Genomic DNA, 16748 nt, shown 5'->3' with positions numbered 1-16748 from the left:
GATATAGAAATAATGGAATTGTTCGTTAATAATAATTTCAATATGCTAAAACATAAACAGTTAAGGATCATGCGAGGAGTGTTTGCAAAATGGAAAAACATACAGAAGGGATCCACCATATAACGGCTTTTGTAAAGAATGCGCAAAAAAATGTGGACTTTTATGCAGGGGTGCTAGGTCTGAGACTTGTAAAAAAAACGATCAACTTTGACGCTCCGGAAGTTTACCATTTATATTTCGGTAATGAAGCAGGAAGTCCAGGCACCATAATTACATTCTTTCCGTATGAAGGTCATAAAGGGCGTATTGGTGGAGGGCAGGTAGGTGTAACAATATATGTCGTTCCTTTAGGTGCACTCGATTTTTGGAAAGAGCGCCTTGAAAGCTTTCATGTTCCTTATTCTTTGGAGACGAGGTTTAATGAGTATTACTTAACATTTACAGATCCGGATGGCTTACAGCTTGAGATTGTGGAGCGCGAGGAAGGGGATTTGAGTCAGTGGTCATTCGGTGGTGTTTCAATAGATAAAGCAATCAAAGGTTTTGGCGGCGCTGTCCTCTATAGTACCGCTCCTGAAAAAACGATGAAAGTGCTAGAGCAGATTTTAGGTCTTCAAAAGGTGGAACAAACAGAAGACTTTATTCGCTATAAATCAAAGGGGAGAATTGGTAATATTATTGACGTAAACATTGCGGCAATGGGGTGGGGCATAAGTGGAGCCGGTACGGTTCATCATATTGCATGGCGAGCCAAGGATTATGAAGAACACGAAGCATGGAGAAGCCATGTTGAGAATTGGGGCTTCCACCCTACACCGATCATTGATCGGCAGTATTTCCATGCCATTTATTTTAGGGAAGAAGGCGGGATCTTGTTTGAAATCGCGACAGACCCGCCAGGTTTTGCTAAGGATGAGCCTCAAGATCGCTTAGGCGAGGCATTAATGCTGCCAGAATGGTTCGAAAGCAATCGTGCTGAAATAGAAAAGAACTTGTCTCCTATTCAAGTACGCGAATTGGAGCCGTTCAAGCCATGGGTGTATCGCGGCATCGTTTCGAAGTAACAGCATTGTTCGAAGCAGCGTTTGCGCGAGCGATGTTTCAGAAGTAATCCGATTTTATAAAAAACATAGTAAAAGATGAGCCTGCTTCGTATCGAGAAGGGGCTCTTCATATTTTCGGACTTCACACATAGTGTTCCCAACGCACCAACCCTAAAATCTAGCAACCTTCACCTGAAATCTAGCGGATATATTACATGACAGATTCCTTGATATAATGTTTACAAAGTCCAGTAAGCAAAATACGCAAGTGGGATGATCGGGGTGGTCTATATAGAGCTTCGCCAGCTTGAATATTTTATTCAAATATGCAAATCGGGAAGTTTCACCAAAGCTAAAGATGAATTAGGTGTGACTCAGCCTACACTAAGCCAGCAAATTCGGGTTTTGGAAGATGAGTATAATATTCCATTGTTCGATCGGGTAAGTAGGGGAGTTGAAGTAACGGAAGCGGGTAAAATTCTCTTGAATAAGGGGAACGCTATTATGAATCTTCTTGAAGAGGCGCGAAATGAAATATATGGGCGAAACCATATATCTAGAGAAATAATTTCTATTGGATGTTGTCCTGCTGAGTTTGGATATCTAGCTCCTTATTTCATGAGATTTCGCGAAAAGTACCCGAATATTTCATTGGAAATTATCGCTGCAGAGGATGCCGAGAATAAAGTTTTGGAGCAAAGGGTGGACATTGGAATCACTGCAAATCCGATTTCTGATGCTTCGGTCATTTCGACTCATTTGTATAGACAAGAAATGGCGCTATTGATTCACTCAGAACATCCTTTGGCCGATAAATCTTCGATTCCTTTTCGATCCTTGAAGCAAATGAATTCGATCATGTTTCGAGAACAAAACAAATCATTAATTGAAATGTATTGTTTCTCTTATGGGTTTACCTTGAAGTCGATAATAGAAACGTCCTCCATTTCAGTATTGATTCATGGGGTTCGTCATGGACTTGGAGCAGCTCTTATACCAACATCTTTGCTCGAAAGTCTAAGGGACGATTCTTTGCGTATTGTAAAATTAGAAGGCAATGTTCCATGTTGGGATATATCTCTAGTTTATCTTAATTCCGTTACTATGAGGCCCACTGTACGCAAATTCATTCAAGAGATGAATCCATATGTCCAAGCGGTGCTGCAATAATGAAGAAGTAGGACAAGAATTAGAACATCATAGCTAACGAACGCGAGCAAGACGAAGGGATATTTCCTTGTCGTGCTCGCTTATTGCGTTGGCGGTTTAGGAAACCTAAATAACCTTACCTAAAATGTAAGCTTTCTTTCTTTTTCTTTCAGTAACCTTTATACTAGCAGGAGGGTTTTGCGCAGCTGAGAGCTTGTTTGCGTATGACAAGATCACCACTTTCCTATATAGGATAATAAGTACACCACTGCACAGACGAAGGAGAATTATGAATGGATAAAATGCGTAGATCAGCAATGCTGTTACTTGCTCTGATGATGTGTTGGACATTAGCGGCTTGTTATGGGAACACTGGCACATCGAGCAATGACACTGCTGAGAATCATACGAAATCGAACGCCAATCTTATGCAGGCAGGTGCTGCTTCTCAAACGAAGCCTTCTCCGGATGAGCCTGCCTGGAAGCTGGACACGACACCGATTACGTTTGACTGGTACATAAATTTCGATTGGTTCACCAGTAAATGGGGAGGGAACGTCGTTTCCGATTATATAACCAAGAAGACGGGCGTCAGCTTGAACTTTATCATGCCTGCTGGTGACGCCAGCGAGAAGCTCAACACGATGATGGCAGCAAGGACGCTCCCTGACTTCATCACGTTAGGCTGGTACGAAGATGCCGTGTTGAAGATGATCAAGGGAGATATGGTGCTTCCATTGAATAAGCTAGCGGATCAGTATGATCCTTATTTCATTAAAGTTGCAGACCCTGCAAAGCTTAGCTGGTATACACAGGCTGACGGCAATGTGTATGGCTATCCGAATGCATCTTCATCCCCTACGGATTATCAGAAATATGGTCAGTTTATTACGTCTAATCAGACCTTTGTTGTTCGGAAGGACATGTATGAAGCACTTGGGAAGCCGGATATGAGCACGCCGGAAGGGTTTCTCAGCGCGCTGAAGGCTGCGAAGGAGAAGTTTCCGAAAGTGGACGGCAAGCCGCTCATTCCGATCGGCCTGCATGAATTTACGGAGACCGGCAACTTTTCGCTGGATACGTATCTTCAGAACTTCCTAGCCATTCCGCAGCAGAAAAACGGCAAACTTTACGACCGCCGAAGCGATCCAACCTATCTGAAATGGCTGAAGGTGTTCCGCCAAGCGAATGAGGACGGACTGATGCCGACAGATGTCTACATTGACGAAAAACGATTGGAAAAGGATGAAAAAATATCGCAAGGGCGCTATTTTGCCATGCTGTATCAGTGGTCTGATTTTACAGAGATTAATCAAGCGTTGTATCAGAAGGACCCGAATAAGGTGTATATTGCGATTGATGGTCCTGCGAATGATGTGCATGATGCGCCAACACTTGCAGGAAATGGCGTCTCTGGTTGGACGGTGACGCTCATCTCGAAGAATGTCAAGGATAAGAAACGGGCAATTGCCTTTCTCAGCTATTTGCTCAGCGAAGAGGGAAACAAGGATCTGTATTTAGGAGAGAAGGGCATTACCTACGATACGATAGACGGCAAAGATCAGTTCCTGCCGGAGGTCATGCATCTGCTCAACACCGACCGCAAAGCATTCGATAGCAAATATGGCGGTTCTTATATGTACTGGATGTTAATGGATACGAACATGAATCTAGCATGGATGACGGGAATGGATGCTGAGCCTGCCAAACAAATTGCCGATTGGACGAGGGGCAAGACGATCAGCATGACTGAGTTCGACAATCTGGATCCGGACCCGACGACGAAGGAAGGTATTGCGGAAGACCGAAACATACGGCTCTGGGCCGAGACACTGCCGAAGCTGCTGATGTCCAAGTCGGATGCTGAATTCGATCAGCTATTCACCGAATTCATGAAAAGTATTACCGAGGATCCAGAGTATGGAGCCCTTGTAGCTAGCCGCCAAGCAGCCTATGAACGAAATGTACAGAAGCTGAAGTCGGTGCTCAATCAATAATTTTATAGAGGAAGCAGCAGGATGTGAGACAGGAAAATGGGATTCGCGGCAATCCGTTGGTTATTGGGGATACGTGTATTTACGTTTAAGCTTTCGCTTCAAGTCAAACTGATTCTGTCATTTGTGTTCGTTATCTTCATACCGGTTATTCTATTCTCCTGGTATACCCTCAATGAAGAGTCCACCAAGGCAATGGAAGAATTGACGAAGAACAACGAGAATGTGCTGGAGTTCGAGAAAATAAACATTGAGAATAACATGGAGCTGATGGGATGGACCGATCAGCTTGCGTTATCCAATCGGGAAATGAACAATTATCTGCAAATTGAACAAATTCAGGATACAGCGCGTGTTCTTCATATTAAGCTTGATGTTGTCAACAACTTTCAATATTTTTTGTTCAACAATCCACGAATTGCGAATGTCCGGTTGTTCACGGGCAACCCTTATGTGAACGAGATTTGGCCAGTCATTCTACAGGAATCACGTATTAAGGACAAGCCATGGCATGATGAGGTGATGAAGCAGCGCGGTTTGCCCTGGTGGGAGATACAGGAGAACGTCTCCCTCACCGGTATGCCATCCGAACCATCGCCGAATGAGCCCTTCATGACGTACTTGCAGGAATTTAAATATGCAGACAACGCAACACATAACGGGATTCTAGAGATATCGATGAAGCTGTCGGATTTCTTCTCTCGAACGTTCAGTAGTGTGCAGGACAAGAACTCCCAGCTGATTGTAGTAGCAAGGAGCGGACAGGTATTCAGCTTGAAGGCATCACCTGTGTTCGAACAGCACAGTGTGGAGCAATTGATGAACAGTGTGAAGCTGACGAGTAATACAGATATCGAGACGGTACAGTTCAAGATTAATGGGCAGTCCTACTTGGCATTTCAGAGCTACATTCCTTCGATCGACGTACATCTGGTCAATATGGTTAGTCTTTCGGACACGATGGAAGGCATTAACCATTCGAGAGTTCTTTATATTGTACTCATTTCGTTATTAGTGGCATTTCTCGTACTGCTATCTTACTCGATGCAGGCGATAATTTTGCGCAGGCTTAAGGCCTTAAGAGAATCGATGCAACAGGTAAGAAGCGGTAACTTCAACATCGAGCTGCCCCCGATAACTGGTACCGATGAGGTAGGAGAGCTGGGCCTGCATTACCATAAGCTCATTCTGAAGATAAACGAGCTTATTCAAGAGCAGGCAGCTAGGCAGGCGGCAGGCAAAGAAGCAGAGCTTCGGGCGCTGAAGAACCAGATCGATTCCCACTTCCTCTACAATACGCTGGAGAACGTCAAGATGCTGGCAGAGATTGAAGGGCAGTACCTTATTTCGGACATAATGACCTCGCTAGGCGGTATGATGCGGTATTCGATGGAATGGAAGCAGGATCACGTAATGCTTAGCGATGAGATTAAGCAAGTTCAGCATTATGTATCCGTCATGAACATCCGTTATGACGGAAGACTTGATCTCCGATTGTCAATAGCACCGGAATGCCTTAAGCAGGAATCGCTCAAAATGTCACTTCAGCCCGCAGTCGAAAATGCAATTAAGCATGGGATGAGCCGGATGCATTCCAGTGACGGAAATCTTGTCATTACGATCTCTGCCGTCCTGCGTGATCAAGCTTGTGTCATAGAGATCACTGACAGCGGCTGCGGCATACCGGAAGAGAAGCTGGGCATATTGAACCGAATGCTACGAATGGAAGAGTCCGCTTACCAGAATGTCCGGCAATTATTCGTTCTCAAAAATAACCAGGACAGCAATGGAATCGGTCTGCGTAATGTGGACCAACGTTTAGTGATGAGCTATGGGACGGAATATGGGATTCAGATCGAGAGTCAGGAAGGAAGCTATACACGCATAATCATGACTTTGCCGTATCGGGCCATAGGAGGGGGATTAGACATCTATGATTAACTTGCTGATCGTCGACGACGAGAAGAACATTCGGAGGGGCTTGCAATCGGTGATTGAGAGGCAGTTTCCTAATCTGTTCAACTACCGATTTGCCGAGAATGGACAAGAGGCGCTGGAGCTGCTTAGCCAGGAGCCTGCGGATATTATGTTCACAGATATCCGAATGCCAATTATGGATGGGATCGAACTGCTCGAGCAGCTGCAAGACCATCCGGTTAAACCCGAGGTTGTATTGCTATCTGGCTATAATGACTTCGTATATGCACAGAAAGGGATCCGTTGTGCTGTGAAGGATTATCTTGTAAAGCCTGTGATGCGGGAGGAGTTGTTTTCCGTCCTGGAGCGATTAATGCGGGACATAAGAATGAGAGAAGAGCGAGCAGACAAGGCGGGCGAAGATGCCGTCCTTGTTGCTGCCGAGCTAGTAACCCTGCATTTGACCCAGAAGGATGCTGGTGATGCAATAACACAGAACAAACTGAAGCAGGCAGGCTTAAGCTGGTTGGATACAGGATATACGCTGGGCTTGCTTACGCGACGCGGTAGAGGATCACAGACCAGCAGTACGGATGCTGTCTTCAGGAATCAGATCGCTGAGCTGTTACAAGGGCATATGGATTGGATACTCACGCGTGACGGAAAAGGCGGAACGATTATGATCGCACGCGATCCGGTTATGTTCTACCAGTTGGCGGAACGGTGGAGGTTGAGTGTATATGAGTCGCAGCTGCGAATCGCGATTAGCGAGTCTGTTCAAGGGATAGAGCAGATAAGGTGGGCATATAGCCAAACGAAGCAAACCTTGAAATACAGTATTGTGCTTCCTGAACTTGATGTGCTGGACTACACCAGCATAAGCGAGCGCAATGAGCGGCATGTCGTTCCTGTTGAGTTGATTGGGCGATTATCGAATCTGATGGGAATGGGACGCGGGAACGAAATGAAGCAGCTTCTCAATCAAATTCTAGACGTTCGTATAATTAGCTGCTGTGAAATCGGCTATCTGGAGCGGATCAGCCAGCTGCTCAATGAAGAGCTGTTCGACAAGGTGTTCCACATATACGGAAATAGAGTGCTTGACCTATTAAGTCACTACGCCTCTGTTGGCCATATCGGGAATTTCGATTGTTTTGAACATTATTATGCATTTGTTGAGCAACTTCTCGATAATCTGGATCGGTTCATCCAAGATCGGAGAGAGCAAGCGCCTACGGAGCAAAATACGATGCAAAAAGTTGTCGCCTACTTGCAGACGCATTATGCCGACAACTTGAATATGGCGGTCGTGTCCAACCATTTCTCACTCAATTACTCGTATTTCAGTCAAGCTTTCCAAGAATATTACGGTGAGAGTTTCTCGAACTATGTTCGCCGTTTAAGGCTGGACAAGGCGAAGGAGCTGCTGGTGCACTCCGATTTGAAGGTGTACGAAATCAGTGATCAGGTTGGATTCGAAAATGTGAAGCATTTTACGAGAATATTCAAGGATACCGAAGGCATCACAGCGCTAGAATACCGAAGCCAGCGAAGGCTGTTTGAAATCCAAGTAATCTAAAATTGTACTGAACTTAGCAGGACCCTCAAATCAAGCAGCTGAAAAAGTCCCATGTATAAAAGTAAGGTACAGATTTCTTCATTTTTTGAAGGGACTGTACCTTTTTTCTGCATAATTAAGACTAAGCGGGTGGTTAGGGAGTTACAAACGTACCAACCCTAAAATCTAGCAACCTTTACCTGAAATCTAGCGGATATATTACATGACAGATTCCTTGATATAATGCTTACAAAGTCCAACAATCACTCCGATCACGCTCATTACCACCAGGGGGTGAACACCCAGTAAGGGAAGCACCAAGAAAAGTCCCCCTATGCTAACGAATAACAGAACCAGCCAATTTGTGAAAATAGGAGTGAGATTGATTTTCATGTTCAGGCAATTAGAATATTTCATTCAAATTTGCAAAGAAGGAAGCTATACTAAGGCTGCAGAAGTTTTAATGATGTCTCAACCTACTTTAAGTCAACAGATCCGATTTTTAGAGGGAGAAGTTGGAACTCCTTTGTTTGAGAGAGTTGGTAGAGGGGTAAAGATTACAGCTGCCGGGGAAATACTTTACCAAAAAGCTATTTTCGTGATGAGGCTCATTGAGGAATCGAAGAAAGAAACTTACGAGTTACGCAATGCTCGCACAAATAAACTTTTGATAGGCATCTCGTCTATGGACTTTTTTCGTTTAGTACCCCGATTTTTGAAATTCCATGAACAGTATCCTGGTATCACATTAAAATTTGCCAGTGCAGAGAATTCATCACAGCAATTATTGGATAGTAGTATCGATATTGGCATTATCGACTATCATGAACCAAACAAAGAAATTCATATGATGCACCTTTATAAAGAAGAACAAGCATTGGTCGTTTATGAGGATCATCCATGGGCAGATCGAACCTTTATTTCTTTTCAGGAGCTAGAGGATTTAGAATCTGCCTTATTTGTTAGGGATTTAAGTGTAATCGAGCAACTTCATACATTTAGCGATAAGATCACCAAATCTTTGCAATCAAAGTTTGAGTCAACTTCTGTGGAAATTCTTCTTTTTATGGTACTGCATAAGATGGGGGTAGCTATTTTACCTGCTTCTTTAATCGAAAGCTTTTTTGGTCAGAAATTGAAAATGATTCGTCTTGTAGATCCATCGCCTGTCCGTGAGATCAAGCTTATTTTTAAAAAACATCATTACAACAATCCTTCGGTTCAAACATTTATCGACTTTTTTCTAGAACAATCGAAAAAGTAGGTAGACTATGGCCATCACAAATAGGGATTGTGAAAACGCTCCCTCGATTTGCCTCCAGCCCTTATTGAATGGCTGTGCTGCATAGCGATCGCCAAGACGGCATCGCAGGTTTCTTGGCGTGCCCAATCTCGTTCGTATTGCAACGGCCGATAATCAGAATATTATCTGTATCAAGAGAGGCTATCCCAAAAGTCATTTAAATGACTTTTGGGATAGCCTCTCTTAAATAAAATTATAAGCTGCTAGCAATATGAATCTATCTATATGAAGTATAGATATGCTTATATTAGCTTCGCCCTTGAAGATATAGCTAATGACTATACGTGATATAGAAATAATGGAATTGTTCATGAAGGATAATTTCAATATGATAGGACACAAACAGTTAAAGATCATACAAGGAGTGTTTGCAAAATGGAAAAACATACGGAAGGAATTCACCATATAACAGCCTTTGTAAAGAATGCTCAAAAAAATGTGGACTTTTATGCAGGGATACTGGGTCTGAGACTTGTAAAAAAAACGATCAACTTTGACGCTCCGGAAGTTTACCATTTGTATTTCGGTAATGAATCAGGTCGTCCAGGTACCGTAATCACATTCTTTCCATATGAATTGAACCGTAAAGGGCGTATTGGTGGAGGACAGGTCGGTATAACAACATATATCGTTCCTTTAGGTGCACTCGATTTTTGGAAAGATCGCCTAGAGAGCTTTCATGTTCCTTATTCTTTAAAGACGAGGTTTAATGAGAATTACTTAACTTTTTCAGATCAGGATGGTTTACAGCTAGAGATTGTAGAGCGCGAGGAAGGAGATTTGAGTCAGTGGTCGTTCGGTGGTGTTTCAATAGACAAAGCTATCAAAGGTTTTGGCGGCGCTGTTCTGTTTAGTACCGCACCGGAAAAAACGATGAATGTCCTAGAGCAAGTCTTGGGTCTTCAAAAGGTGAACCAAGAAGGGGATTTTATTCGTTATAAATCGACAGGGAGTATTGGTAATGTTATTGACGTAAACATTGCGGCAATGGAGTGGGGCATAAGTGGGGCAGGTACTGTTCATCATATTGTATGGCGCGCAAAGGATGATGAAGATCATGCTTCATGGAGAACTCATGTACAGGAACATGGCCTTCAACCCACACCTATTATCGACCGGCAATATTTTAATGCGATTTACTTTCGTGAAGAAGGCGGTATCCTATTTGAAATCGCCACGGATCCACCAGGTTTTGCAGTAGATGAGCAATCCGATGTATTAGGTGAAAAACTTATGCTTCCTGAATGGTTTGAAGCTGAACGTGCAGAAATCGAAAAAGGTTTATCACCTATTCAAGTACGTGTGATGGAGTCAGATAAATGAAAGAATTCAAAATATATAAAGGGAAAGATATTGATGTTTTGTTTCACTCTGGAAAATGCGGTCATTCGGCAAATTGCGTGAGAGGGTTGCCAGGAGTGTTTAACGTTAAAAAGAAACCATGGATTCAAGCAGATGGAGAAACGGCTGACAAAATCGCTGATCTTATTGATAAATGTCCAAGCGGTGCTTTGCAATATATAAGAAAAGATCTTCAAGCATGAATGGGGTAACAATAATGATTGAAATTAATAAAGATACGGACAGTTTTTATGTAGGAGATCAGGATAAAAGAGAGGCAGAATTACATTATGTTCCATCTGGGAATGGAATCATAATCGTAGATCACACGTTTGTTTCCGATCGTCTGCGAGGACAAGGGGTAGGACAAGAATTAGTTAGGCGCGTAGTCGAGTTTGCTCGGAAGGAAAGGTTAAAGATTATGCCACTATGTCCTTTCGCCAAAAGTCAATTTGACCAACATCAAGATTATGATGACGTATTATTAAAATAATTTTAATCAATAGTTATAATCAATTTAAATAGCTGATAAGGAGAGTTCTAAAATGATCCAGGTATTCCCGGCAGACTCCCGGTTTAGCGTAGATCATGGATGGCTGCGCAGCCGTTTAAGCTTCTCGTTCGGCAATTACTATGACCCCGATAACACCGGTTTTGGAGTTTTGCGAGTATGCAATGACGATAACGTAGATCCTAGCAAAGGATTTGGTGCCCACCCGCATAGTGATATGGAGATCGTGACAATCGTACTTTCAGGATCCGTCCGTCATGAGGACAACTTGGGCAACACGGAAGAAACGAAAACTGGGGAAGTGCAACGAATGAGCGCGGGATCCGGAGTTGTTCATGCTGAATACAACGCTTCACAGGACGAGTCGATGAGAATTCTTCAATTGTGGTTCATGCCGAATGAACGGGGATTAGATCCTTCCTATGAAACTCGCAGGTACAATTCAGAGAAGTTAAAGAATGCCTTGCTCCCGATCGTTGATCCGCAGGGATCAGAGCAGATTGTTAAAATCCATCAGGACCTAACTCTCTATTTATGCAAATTGGATAAAGATAAAGATATTACCTTTCGGCAGGAAGAGGGGCGTCGGATATTTCTTTTCGTCATTGAGGGACGCCTTACAGTAAACGATACTCGGTTAGGTGAAGGGGATACGGCTCGAATCGAATCTTTGGCTCAGCTCGGCATCATGGCGGAGGAAGATGCATTTCTAATGCTGATTGACCTTCCATAAGAACGAATAGGAGTGTTTGTATGAAAGAGGTACTTGTGGTTAGGCACTCGGTTGGAGGTAGGACATTTATTCATACCGAACAACAACCCATGGAATATTCGGTAACACGTACGGGTCAGGGGTGGAGAATTGCTTTAATCATTACACAGGACGTGGATATTCATGAGATTCTCCGTTGGAAACAGGAATTGAATGTGTTTCTTTTTCGGGAATATGATGATCAACCTGCGAAAAAAATTTGGTTTTATGTGAAAGAAGGTCCTGTCACGTACGACGATCAGCTCAAGCAGATTACTATTTTCGCCGAGTCTCGGATCGAGTATATTCCGAATGAATTTGGCATATAGAGCATGGATGACTAAGAATAGTATAATTCATTTTCAATGGAGGTTAAAGATGGGCAGAATAGCGATATATGGATTTGGACGTATAGGAAGGCAATTATTAAGAGTCGCTTTGCAGGATCAACTTTTCGTTCCGGTATCAATTTCAGATATTAAAGATGAAGCGACCCTTGCCGCTCTTTTCGAAGTGGATACTAACTATAAACGCTGGGTTGAAGATGTCTCCGGACGGGATGGTCTAATAGTTATCGGCGGACGGGAAATTCAGTTTATCAATTCGTCTAAAGAAGTTCCGGATTGGAAGGCCTTGGATGTGGATCTGGTAATCGACTGTACAGGCCGAGCCGTTACCCGTGCTATTGCTCAAGTCCATTTGGACCGTGGTGCAAATCGAGTACTGGTTAGTGGACCCAGCAAGAGCCTTGAGGATTGTGATGCTGTCTTGCTTAAAGGGATCAATCTGGATAGTTTCGACCCGGATAAGCATAAAATCATTAGTATGGCGAGTTGTACGACAAATGCATTGGCTCCAGTCATCAAAATCGTAAGAGAAAACTTCGGGATCAAATATGGTCTATTCTCGACCGTCCATTCCTATACAAACACGCAATCGCTTACGGATCAGCCTATGAAGGATCGAAGGGATTCTTGGGCCGCTGCGGAAAATATCATTCCTTCTTCATCTGGAGCTGCAAGAGCGCTTAAATTCATATGGAACGATTTACAGGTTACAGGTAAGGCATACCGAATTCCAACTCGTACCGGAAGTATTGCTGAATTAAACCTTGTTACGGAAAAACCATGTACGGTGCAACAGGTAAATGATATTTTCCGTAGTGCCGCTATAGAGGGTCAGCTAAAGGGAGTCTTAGATATTTTAGAAGGCGAATGGGCCTCTTCTCGTATCGTAGGCGATTCCCATTCCTCTATCATTGACCTTCCCCTGACTCAAGTACAGGGAGAACTCCTATCCGTCGCAACATGGTACGACAACGAATGGAGTTATGCTTCGCGATTAGCTGAAGTAGCGGCTTATTTAGTAGATAAGTGATATTCTAATATATTGAAAATATAATTTTTTATATACGTGGGGCTATCGAATTTTGATGATAGTCCTTTCTCTCATTGTTTAGTAAACATGAAGTCAAATAAAGGGAGTTTTGAAGTTATGGTTGAGAAAAAAGTAACCTGGTTGGAGCTTTTTTACGATCTGCTTTTTGTAGCAGCAGTATCAAAAGCGAACCACGTTTTGCTGCATGCCGATCATGGGACTATTCCCATTGAATACTTAACCAAATTTGTTTTAATCTTCATTCCAATCTGGTGGGCGTGGGTAGGACAAACTCTCTTTAATAATCGTTTTGGCCAAGATATTGTTACTCAAAGGATATTCATGTTCCTACAACTATTCTTTGTTTTAATTATGACAGCAAGCCTATCTGTTAATTTTGATCACTTCTATATTCCCTTTTTTGTAGGCTATATTGGTTCGAGAGCACTGACAGCTATTCAATATCTTACGGTACACAAAGCAATAGGCACACATCAACAAAAGACCGCTAAATACTTGGGGACTCGCTTTTGGATCGGAATATTGATATCTTCTTGCTCGCTATTCTTTGATTCATGGATCCGTTACGCGATTCTGTATGCGGGAATTGCTGTAGATATTTTGCTGCCATTAATCGGCCGACGGTACCTGATAAAAACACCCATACATACCCATCACTTATTGGAACGCTTTGCATTGTTTACACTAATTCTTCTTGGTGAATCGGTGATCAGTATACTTGCTGTTTTGCAGTCAAGTGATTGGACATTGCCCTCCATATTGTTTGCCTCATATACATGTATATTAGTTATTGCTTTGTGGTGGCAATATTTTGATCCCATTGAACGGAAATTGAGCAAAGAAATACAAACTACCGGTCAAACGATTATTTATGGACATCTATTCATTTATTTATCCATGAGTTCGATAGCTGCTTCAATCCAATTGTTATTTAAGGAACAACTCGATTATCTATTCATGTTGGGTTTTATTTTTGGATCCGTACTGCTATATTTCTTCTCTACATCACTGGTTTTTCACCGATACAGACACAAACACCTACGCCTGAAGAACTATCATTTGGTGATATTATTAGGGATAATTGGATGTTTTATGGCGTTGGACTTGGTTTTTCATGTACCTAATTATGCAATCATCGGAGAGATGATGGTGTTTTTTATCGTATACGCAAAATTAACGACTTGAGTTTTTTTTTTGCTCGTTTCCAACCAGTGAGGTTACCCAAAACTTCGTATTTTATGAAGGACCTCCTACTGCAAACAAATGAAATTGATTCATATATATGAGTAAGTTTTACGTTGTTTCGTGTCCACAATGTCAAAAAATTCGACAACACCGGTGAAGATCTAGAGGATTTAATCTCGATCGGAACGATCGGCTTGATCAAAGCCATCGAGTCGTTCTCCCCGAACAAAGGGACAAAGCTGGCAACGTTTGCGGCACGTTGTATTGAGAACGAAATACTTATGCATCTTCGCTCACTGAAGAAAACACGCAAAGATGTATCCTTGCATGATCCCATCGGAACGGACAAAGAGGGGAATGAAATTACTTTGATCGACATCCTTGGGACAGAGGCCGACGATGTCGTGGATAAGGTGCAGCTCAAGATAGAGAAGAGCAAGATTTATCGGAACTTAGAGATTTTGGATGATAGCGAGAAGGAAGTCGTTGTCGGGCGGTTCGGGTTGGAGCTTGGCGGGGAAGAGCGGACGCAGCTATGTATCACGGATTGAGAAGCGGGCGCTGATGAAGCTGTATCATGAATTTTATAAGGCGAAGCGGTGAGCGGTAAGGTCGGTCGAGCGTGACTAATGAATCGCATACTTCATTTATTTGGCTTCAGATAATGGAGGCGAAGAGCATGACCTTAATCCAGATTGAGTATGTGAGTAAGAGCTATATCCGGCGATAATACTGGCGGATGAACCGACGGGGGCACTGGATTCGAAAACGAGCGTGGAGATTTTGGATGTTTTTAAGAGGCTTAATGAGCAGGGTAGGACGATTATTTTAATTACGCATGACTTGGCGATTGCTCAGCAGGCGAAGCGGGTTGTGTATTTTTGGGATGGGAAGTTGAGTGAGGTTGGATAGGATGAGGACCGGGACTCCGTTGGAGTTCTGGTTTTTTATTTTGTTAATAGCCTTGGGATTAAACTCACGGGGCAGTAGATTCGATCAAGAATTATTTATAGGTTATATCTATTAAATAAATTGTTTTAATATATTTCACTACTATCATCGCAAGAGCAATAATACAGTTATCCTTATTATGAAGAATATAATTGGAGGGAATACAGTGGTTATCTCAACAAGTGGAAGCGAAACTTATATTACGGAAATTTTTAATGGTACTTCCAAAATTCATTCTGATGTTACTGAAGAGAAAGGGGGGAGTGGGAAATATTTTAGACCACATGATCTGATAGAATCAGCTTATGCTTCGTGTTTAAATATTACTACGAGAATGATATTGGACTCTATGAATGTATCTTACGACGGGATTATTGTTAAAGTTGAATTGGATAGAAGCAACGAAGTAAAGACTATATTTAAGTACCAAATTGACATTTCAGGATCAATCGATAAAGAAACCAAGGAAGTAGTATTGAGAAAGGTAATGAACTGTCCAGTTAAAAAAACATTATCTAAACAGCTAGAATTTATTAATGAAGCAGTATTATCTGAGCAAAGGATATGATTACTTTAAAATAACTCGACAGCACCCGGTTACTTGCCGGCTGCTGTTTTTGTTGAGCTAACGGGAGAACGATAGTTCAATACACAGCAAAGGGAGGCTGCCGGCACGATAGGCAGCCTTTCGCTCACCAACGGGCAGAATTGTTCAATAATGACTAAAAACTTTTTACTGATTAAGATAGTTTAGATAGATATAGCCATTTTTCAAAGCCCCGGGAGTGGTATAATTTTCTACGTAATGAAAAATTGTTCGTATTCAGGGAGTGTTATTATGCTAAGTTTTAAGAACAGTACAACGGAAATTTCAAATAGTGGCATTGACACAGTTGTTCTATCGGTAGGAGCAACGGAACAGTTTGGACCTTACTTGCCAATGCATTTAGATACGCTTATCGCAGAGCTATTCGCTGAAACTTATGGAAGAGAATTAAATGCTTACGTATTACCTACAATTCCGTTTAATACCTCAGAAGAACATGCTAATTTTAAAGGAACAGTTACAGTAAGCCCCAATATATTAACATCCTTATTGGAAGAAGTTATTAATAACCTGATAAGACAAGGTTTTAAGAAGTTCTTGGTCTGCACTGGACATGGTGGCTCATATTGGGAGGGGGCTTTCGTCAAACATATTAATTACAAGTACCCTCAGATTATCTTAATCACCGCAAATCATAACAATCATATTGCATGGGAAGAAGCAGTTAATATGGCAGGTTTACAAGGCTTAAACGAAATACACGGTGGGTTATTGTCAGTGTGTACAGCTTTGTGGCTTTGTCCCGAACTGGTTAAAACAAGATCAATGGGTTCAGACATACCAGCAGAAAACCGTCTTTATGCGGATTACTTAGGATGGGATAGATTAACTCAGGATGGTTGTTGGGGAAAGTTCGAAGAAGGAATCTATTCACACGATGAACTGGCTGAAAAAGGAAAGCTATTCTGGAACACATTTATTAATAAAAGAGCAGAGGGTTTGAAACAAATTCTAGATGAGGGATACCGTCGAAAAACTCTGGTATGAAAAACTAATTCTGAACGATAGCATAATCTATGATCTAGCCTTGTATTTGATTA

General features: G+C 42.2%; 16 protein-coding genes and 2 pseudogenes. 17 read left to right on the top strand and 1 reads right to left on the bottom strand.

Going from position 1 to position 16748, the window contains the following annotated elements; genetic code table 11:
* The first annotated feature begins 89 nt into the window (after positions 1-89).
* The 6 genes from GON05_RS10025 (at position 90) to GON05_RS10000 (ending at position 8925) form a co-directional block, all read left to right on the top strand.
* Entirely contained in the window at positions 90-1064 is a 975-nt protein-coding gene (locus tag GON05_RS10025) for a ring-cleaving dioxygenase (RefSeq protein ID WP_157319014.1), read from the top strand.
* 252 nt (positions 1065-1316) lie between these two features.
* Positions 1317-2213, top strand: a complete 897-nt coding sequence (locus GON05_RS10020) for a LysR family transcriptional regulator (RefSeq protein ID WP_157319013.1) — start codon at positions 1317-1319, stop codon at positions 2211-2213.
* A 272-nt stretch (positions 2214-2485) separates the two neighbouring features.
* Positions 2486-4189, top strand: a complete 1704-nt coding sequence (locus tag GON05_RS10015; RefSeq protein ID WP_246238962.1) for a type 2 periplasmic-binding domain-containing protein — start codon at positions 2486-2488, stop codon at positions 4187-4189.
* 36 nt (positions 4190-4225) lie between these two features.
* Complete coding sequence (locus GON05_RS10010; RefSeq protein WP_157319012.1) at positions 4226-6127, top strand: sensor histidine kinase; 1902 nt, start codon at positions 4226-4228, stop codon at positions 6125-6127.
* Positions 6120-7682: a response regulator gene (locus GON05_RS10005; protein WP_157319011.1), complete on the top strand. Its 1563-nt coding sequence runs from the start codon at positions 6120-6122 to the stop codon at positions 7680-7682. Before GON05_RS10010 ends, GON05_RS10005 begins: the two co-directional genes overlap by 8 nt.
* A gap of 370 nt (positions 7683-8052) precedes the next feature.
* A complete protein-coding gene (locus GON05_RS10000) occupies positions 8053-8925 on the top strand; it encodes a LysR family transcriptional regulator (protein ID WP_157319010.1) in 873 nt (290 codons plus the stop codon).
* A gap of 61 nt (positions 8926-8986) precedes the next feature.
* Here GON05_RS10000 and GON05_RS39690 read toward each other — a convergent pair whose 3' ends face one another.
* Entirely contained in the window at positions 8987-9121 is a 135-nt protein-coding gene (locus GON05_RS39690) for a hypothetical protein (protein ID WP_276509483.1), read from the bottom strand.
* 218 nt (positions 9122-9339) lie between these two features.
* Between GON05_RS39690 and GON05_RS09995 the strand changes: the two genes are divergently transcribed.
* The 11 genes and pseudogenes from GON05_RS09995 to GON05_RS09950 all read left to right on the top strand — a co-directional run bounded on the left by GON05_RS09995 (position 9340) and on the right by GON05_RS09950 (position 16695).
* Positions 9340-10287, top strand: a complete 948-nt coding sequence (locus tag GON05_RS09995) for a ring-cleaving dioxygenase (protein ID WP_157319009.1) — start codon at positions 9340-9342, stop codon at positions 10285-10287.
* Complete coding sequence (locus tag GON05_RS38810) at positions 10284-10508, top strand: (4Fe-4S)-binding protein (protein WP_181646249.1); 225 nt, start codon at positions 10284-10286, stop codon at positions 10506-10508. Before GON05_RS09995 ends, GON05_RS38810 begins: the two co-directional genes overlap by 4 nt.
* Before the next feature lie 14 nt (positions 10509-10522).
* The gene (locus GON05_RS38805; RefSeq protein WP_164819503.1) at positions 10523-10798 is read left to right on the top strand and encodes a GNAT family N-acetyltransferase; all 276 of its coding nucleotides are present in this window, start codon (positions 10523-10525) and stop codon (positions 10796-10798) included.
* Positions 10799-10850: 52 nt separating this feature from the next.
* Positions 10851-11549 carry a pirin family protein gene (locus GON05_RS09985; protein WP_157319008.1) on the top strand — a complete coding sequence of 233 codons (699 nt, stop codon included), beginning with the start codon at positions 10851-10853 and terminating at the stop codon, positions 11547-11549.
* 20 nt (positions 11550-11569) lie between these two features.
* Positions 11570-11896 carry a hypothetical protein gene (locus GON05_RS09980; protein ID WP_157319007.1) on the top strand — a complete coding sequence of 109 codons (327 nt, stop codon included), beginning with the start codon at positions 11570-11572 and terminating at the stop codon, positions 11894-11896.
* A 49-nt stretch (positions 11897-11945) separates the two neighbouring features.
* Positions 11946-12944, top strand: a complete 999-nt coding sequence (locus GON05_RS09975) for a type I glyceraldehyde-3-phosphate dehydrogenase (protein ID WP_157319006.1) — start codon at positions 11946-11948, stop codon at positions 12942-12944.
* Between the two features lie 117 nt (positions 12945-13061).
* Positions 13062-14150 carry a low temperature requirement protein A gene (locus tag GON05_RS09970; protein WP_157319299.1) on the top strand — a complete coding sequence of 363 codons (1089 nt, stop codon included), beginning with the start codon at positions 13062-13064 and terminating at the stop codon, positions 14148-14150.
* A gap of 125 nt (positions 14151-14275) precedes the next feature.
* Positions 14276-14753, top strand: a pseudogene (locus GON05_RS09965) (sigma-70 family RNA polymerase sigma factor); the annotation flags it as partial.
* A gap of 117 nt (positions 14754-14870) precedes the next feature.
* A pseudogene (locus GON05_RS09960) lies at positions 14871-15062 on the top strand (macrolide ABC transporter ATP-binding protein); the annotation flags it as partial.
* A gap of 178 nt (positions 15063-15240) precedes the next feature.
* On the top strand, positions 15241-15669 hold the full coding sequence (locus tag GON05_RS09955) for an OsmC family protein (RefSeq protein ID WP_157319005.1): 429 nt from the start codon (positions 15241-15243) through the stop codon (positions 15667-15669).
* A gap of 270 nt (positions 15670-15939) precedes the next feature.
* The gene (locus tag GON05_RS09950; protein WP_157319004.1) at positions 15940-16695 is read left to right on the top strand and encodes a creatininase family protein; all 756 of its coding nucleotides are present in this window, start codon (positions 15940-15942) and stop codon (positions 16693-16695) included.
* Positions 16696-16748 lie beyond the last annotated feature (53 nt).

The organism is Paenibacillus anseongensis (genome assembly GCF_009757995.1).
GTDB lineage: Bacteria > Bacillota > Bacilli > Paenibacillales > NBRC-103111 > Paenibacillus_E > Paenibacillus_E chondroitinus.
This window is presented reverse-complemented; position numbering and strand designations above follow the sequence as displayed.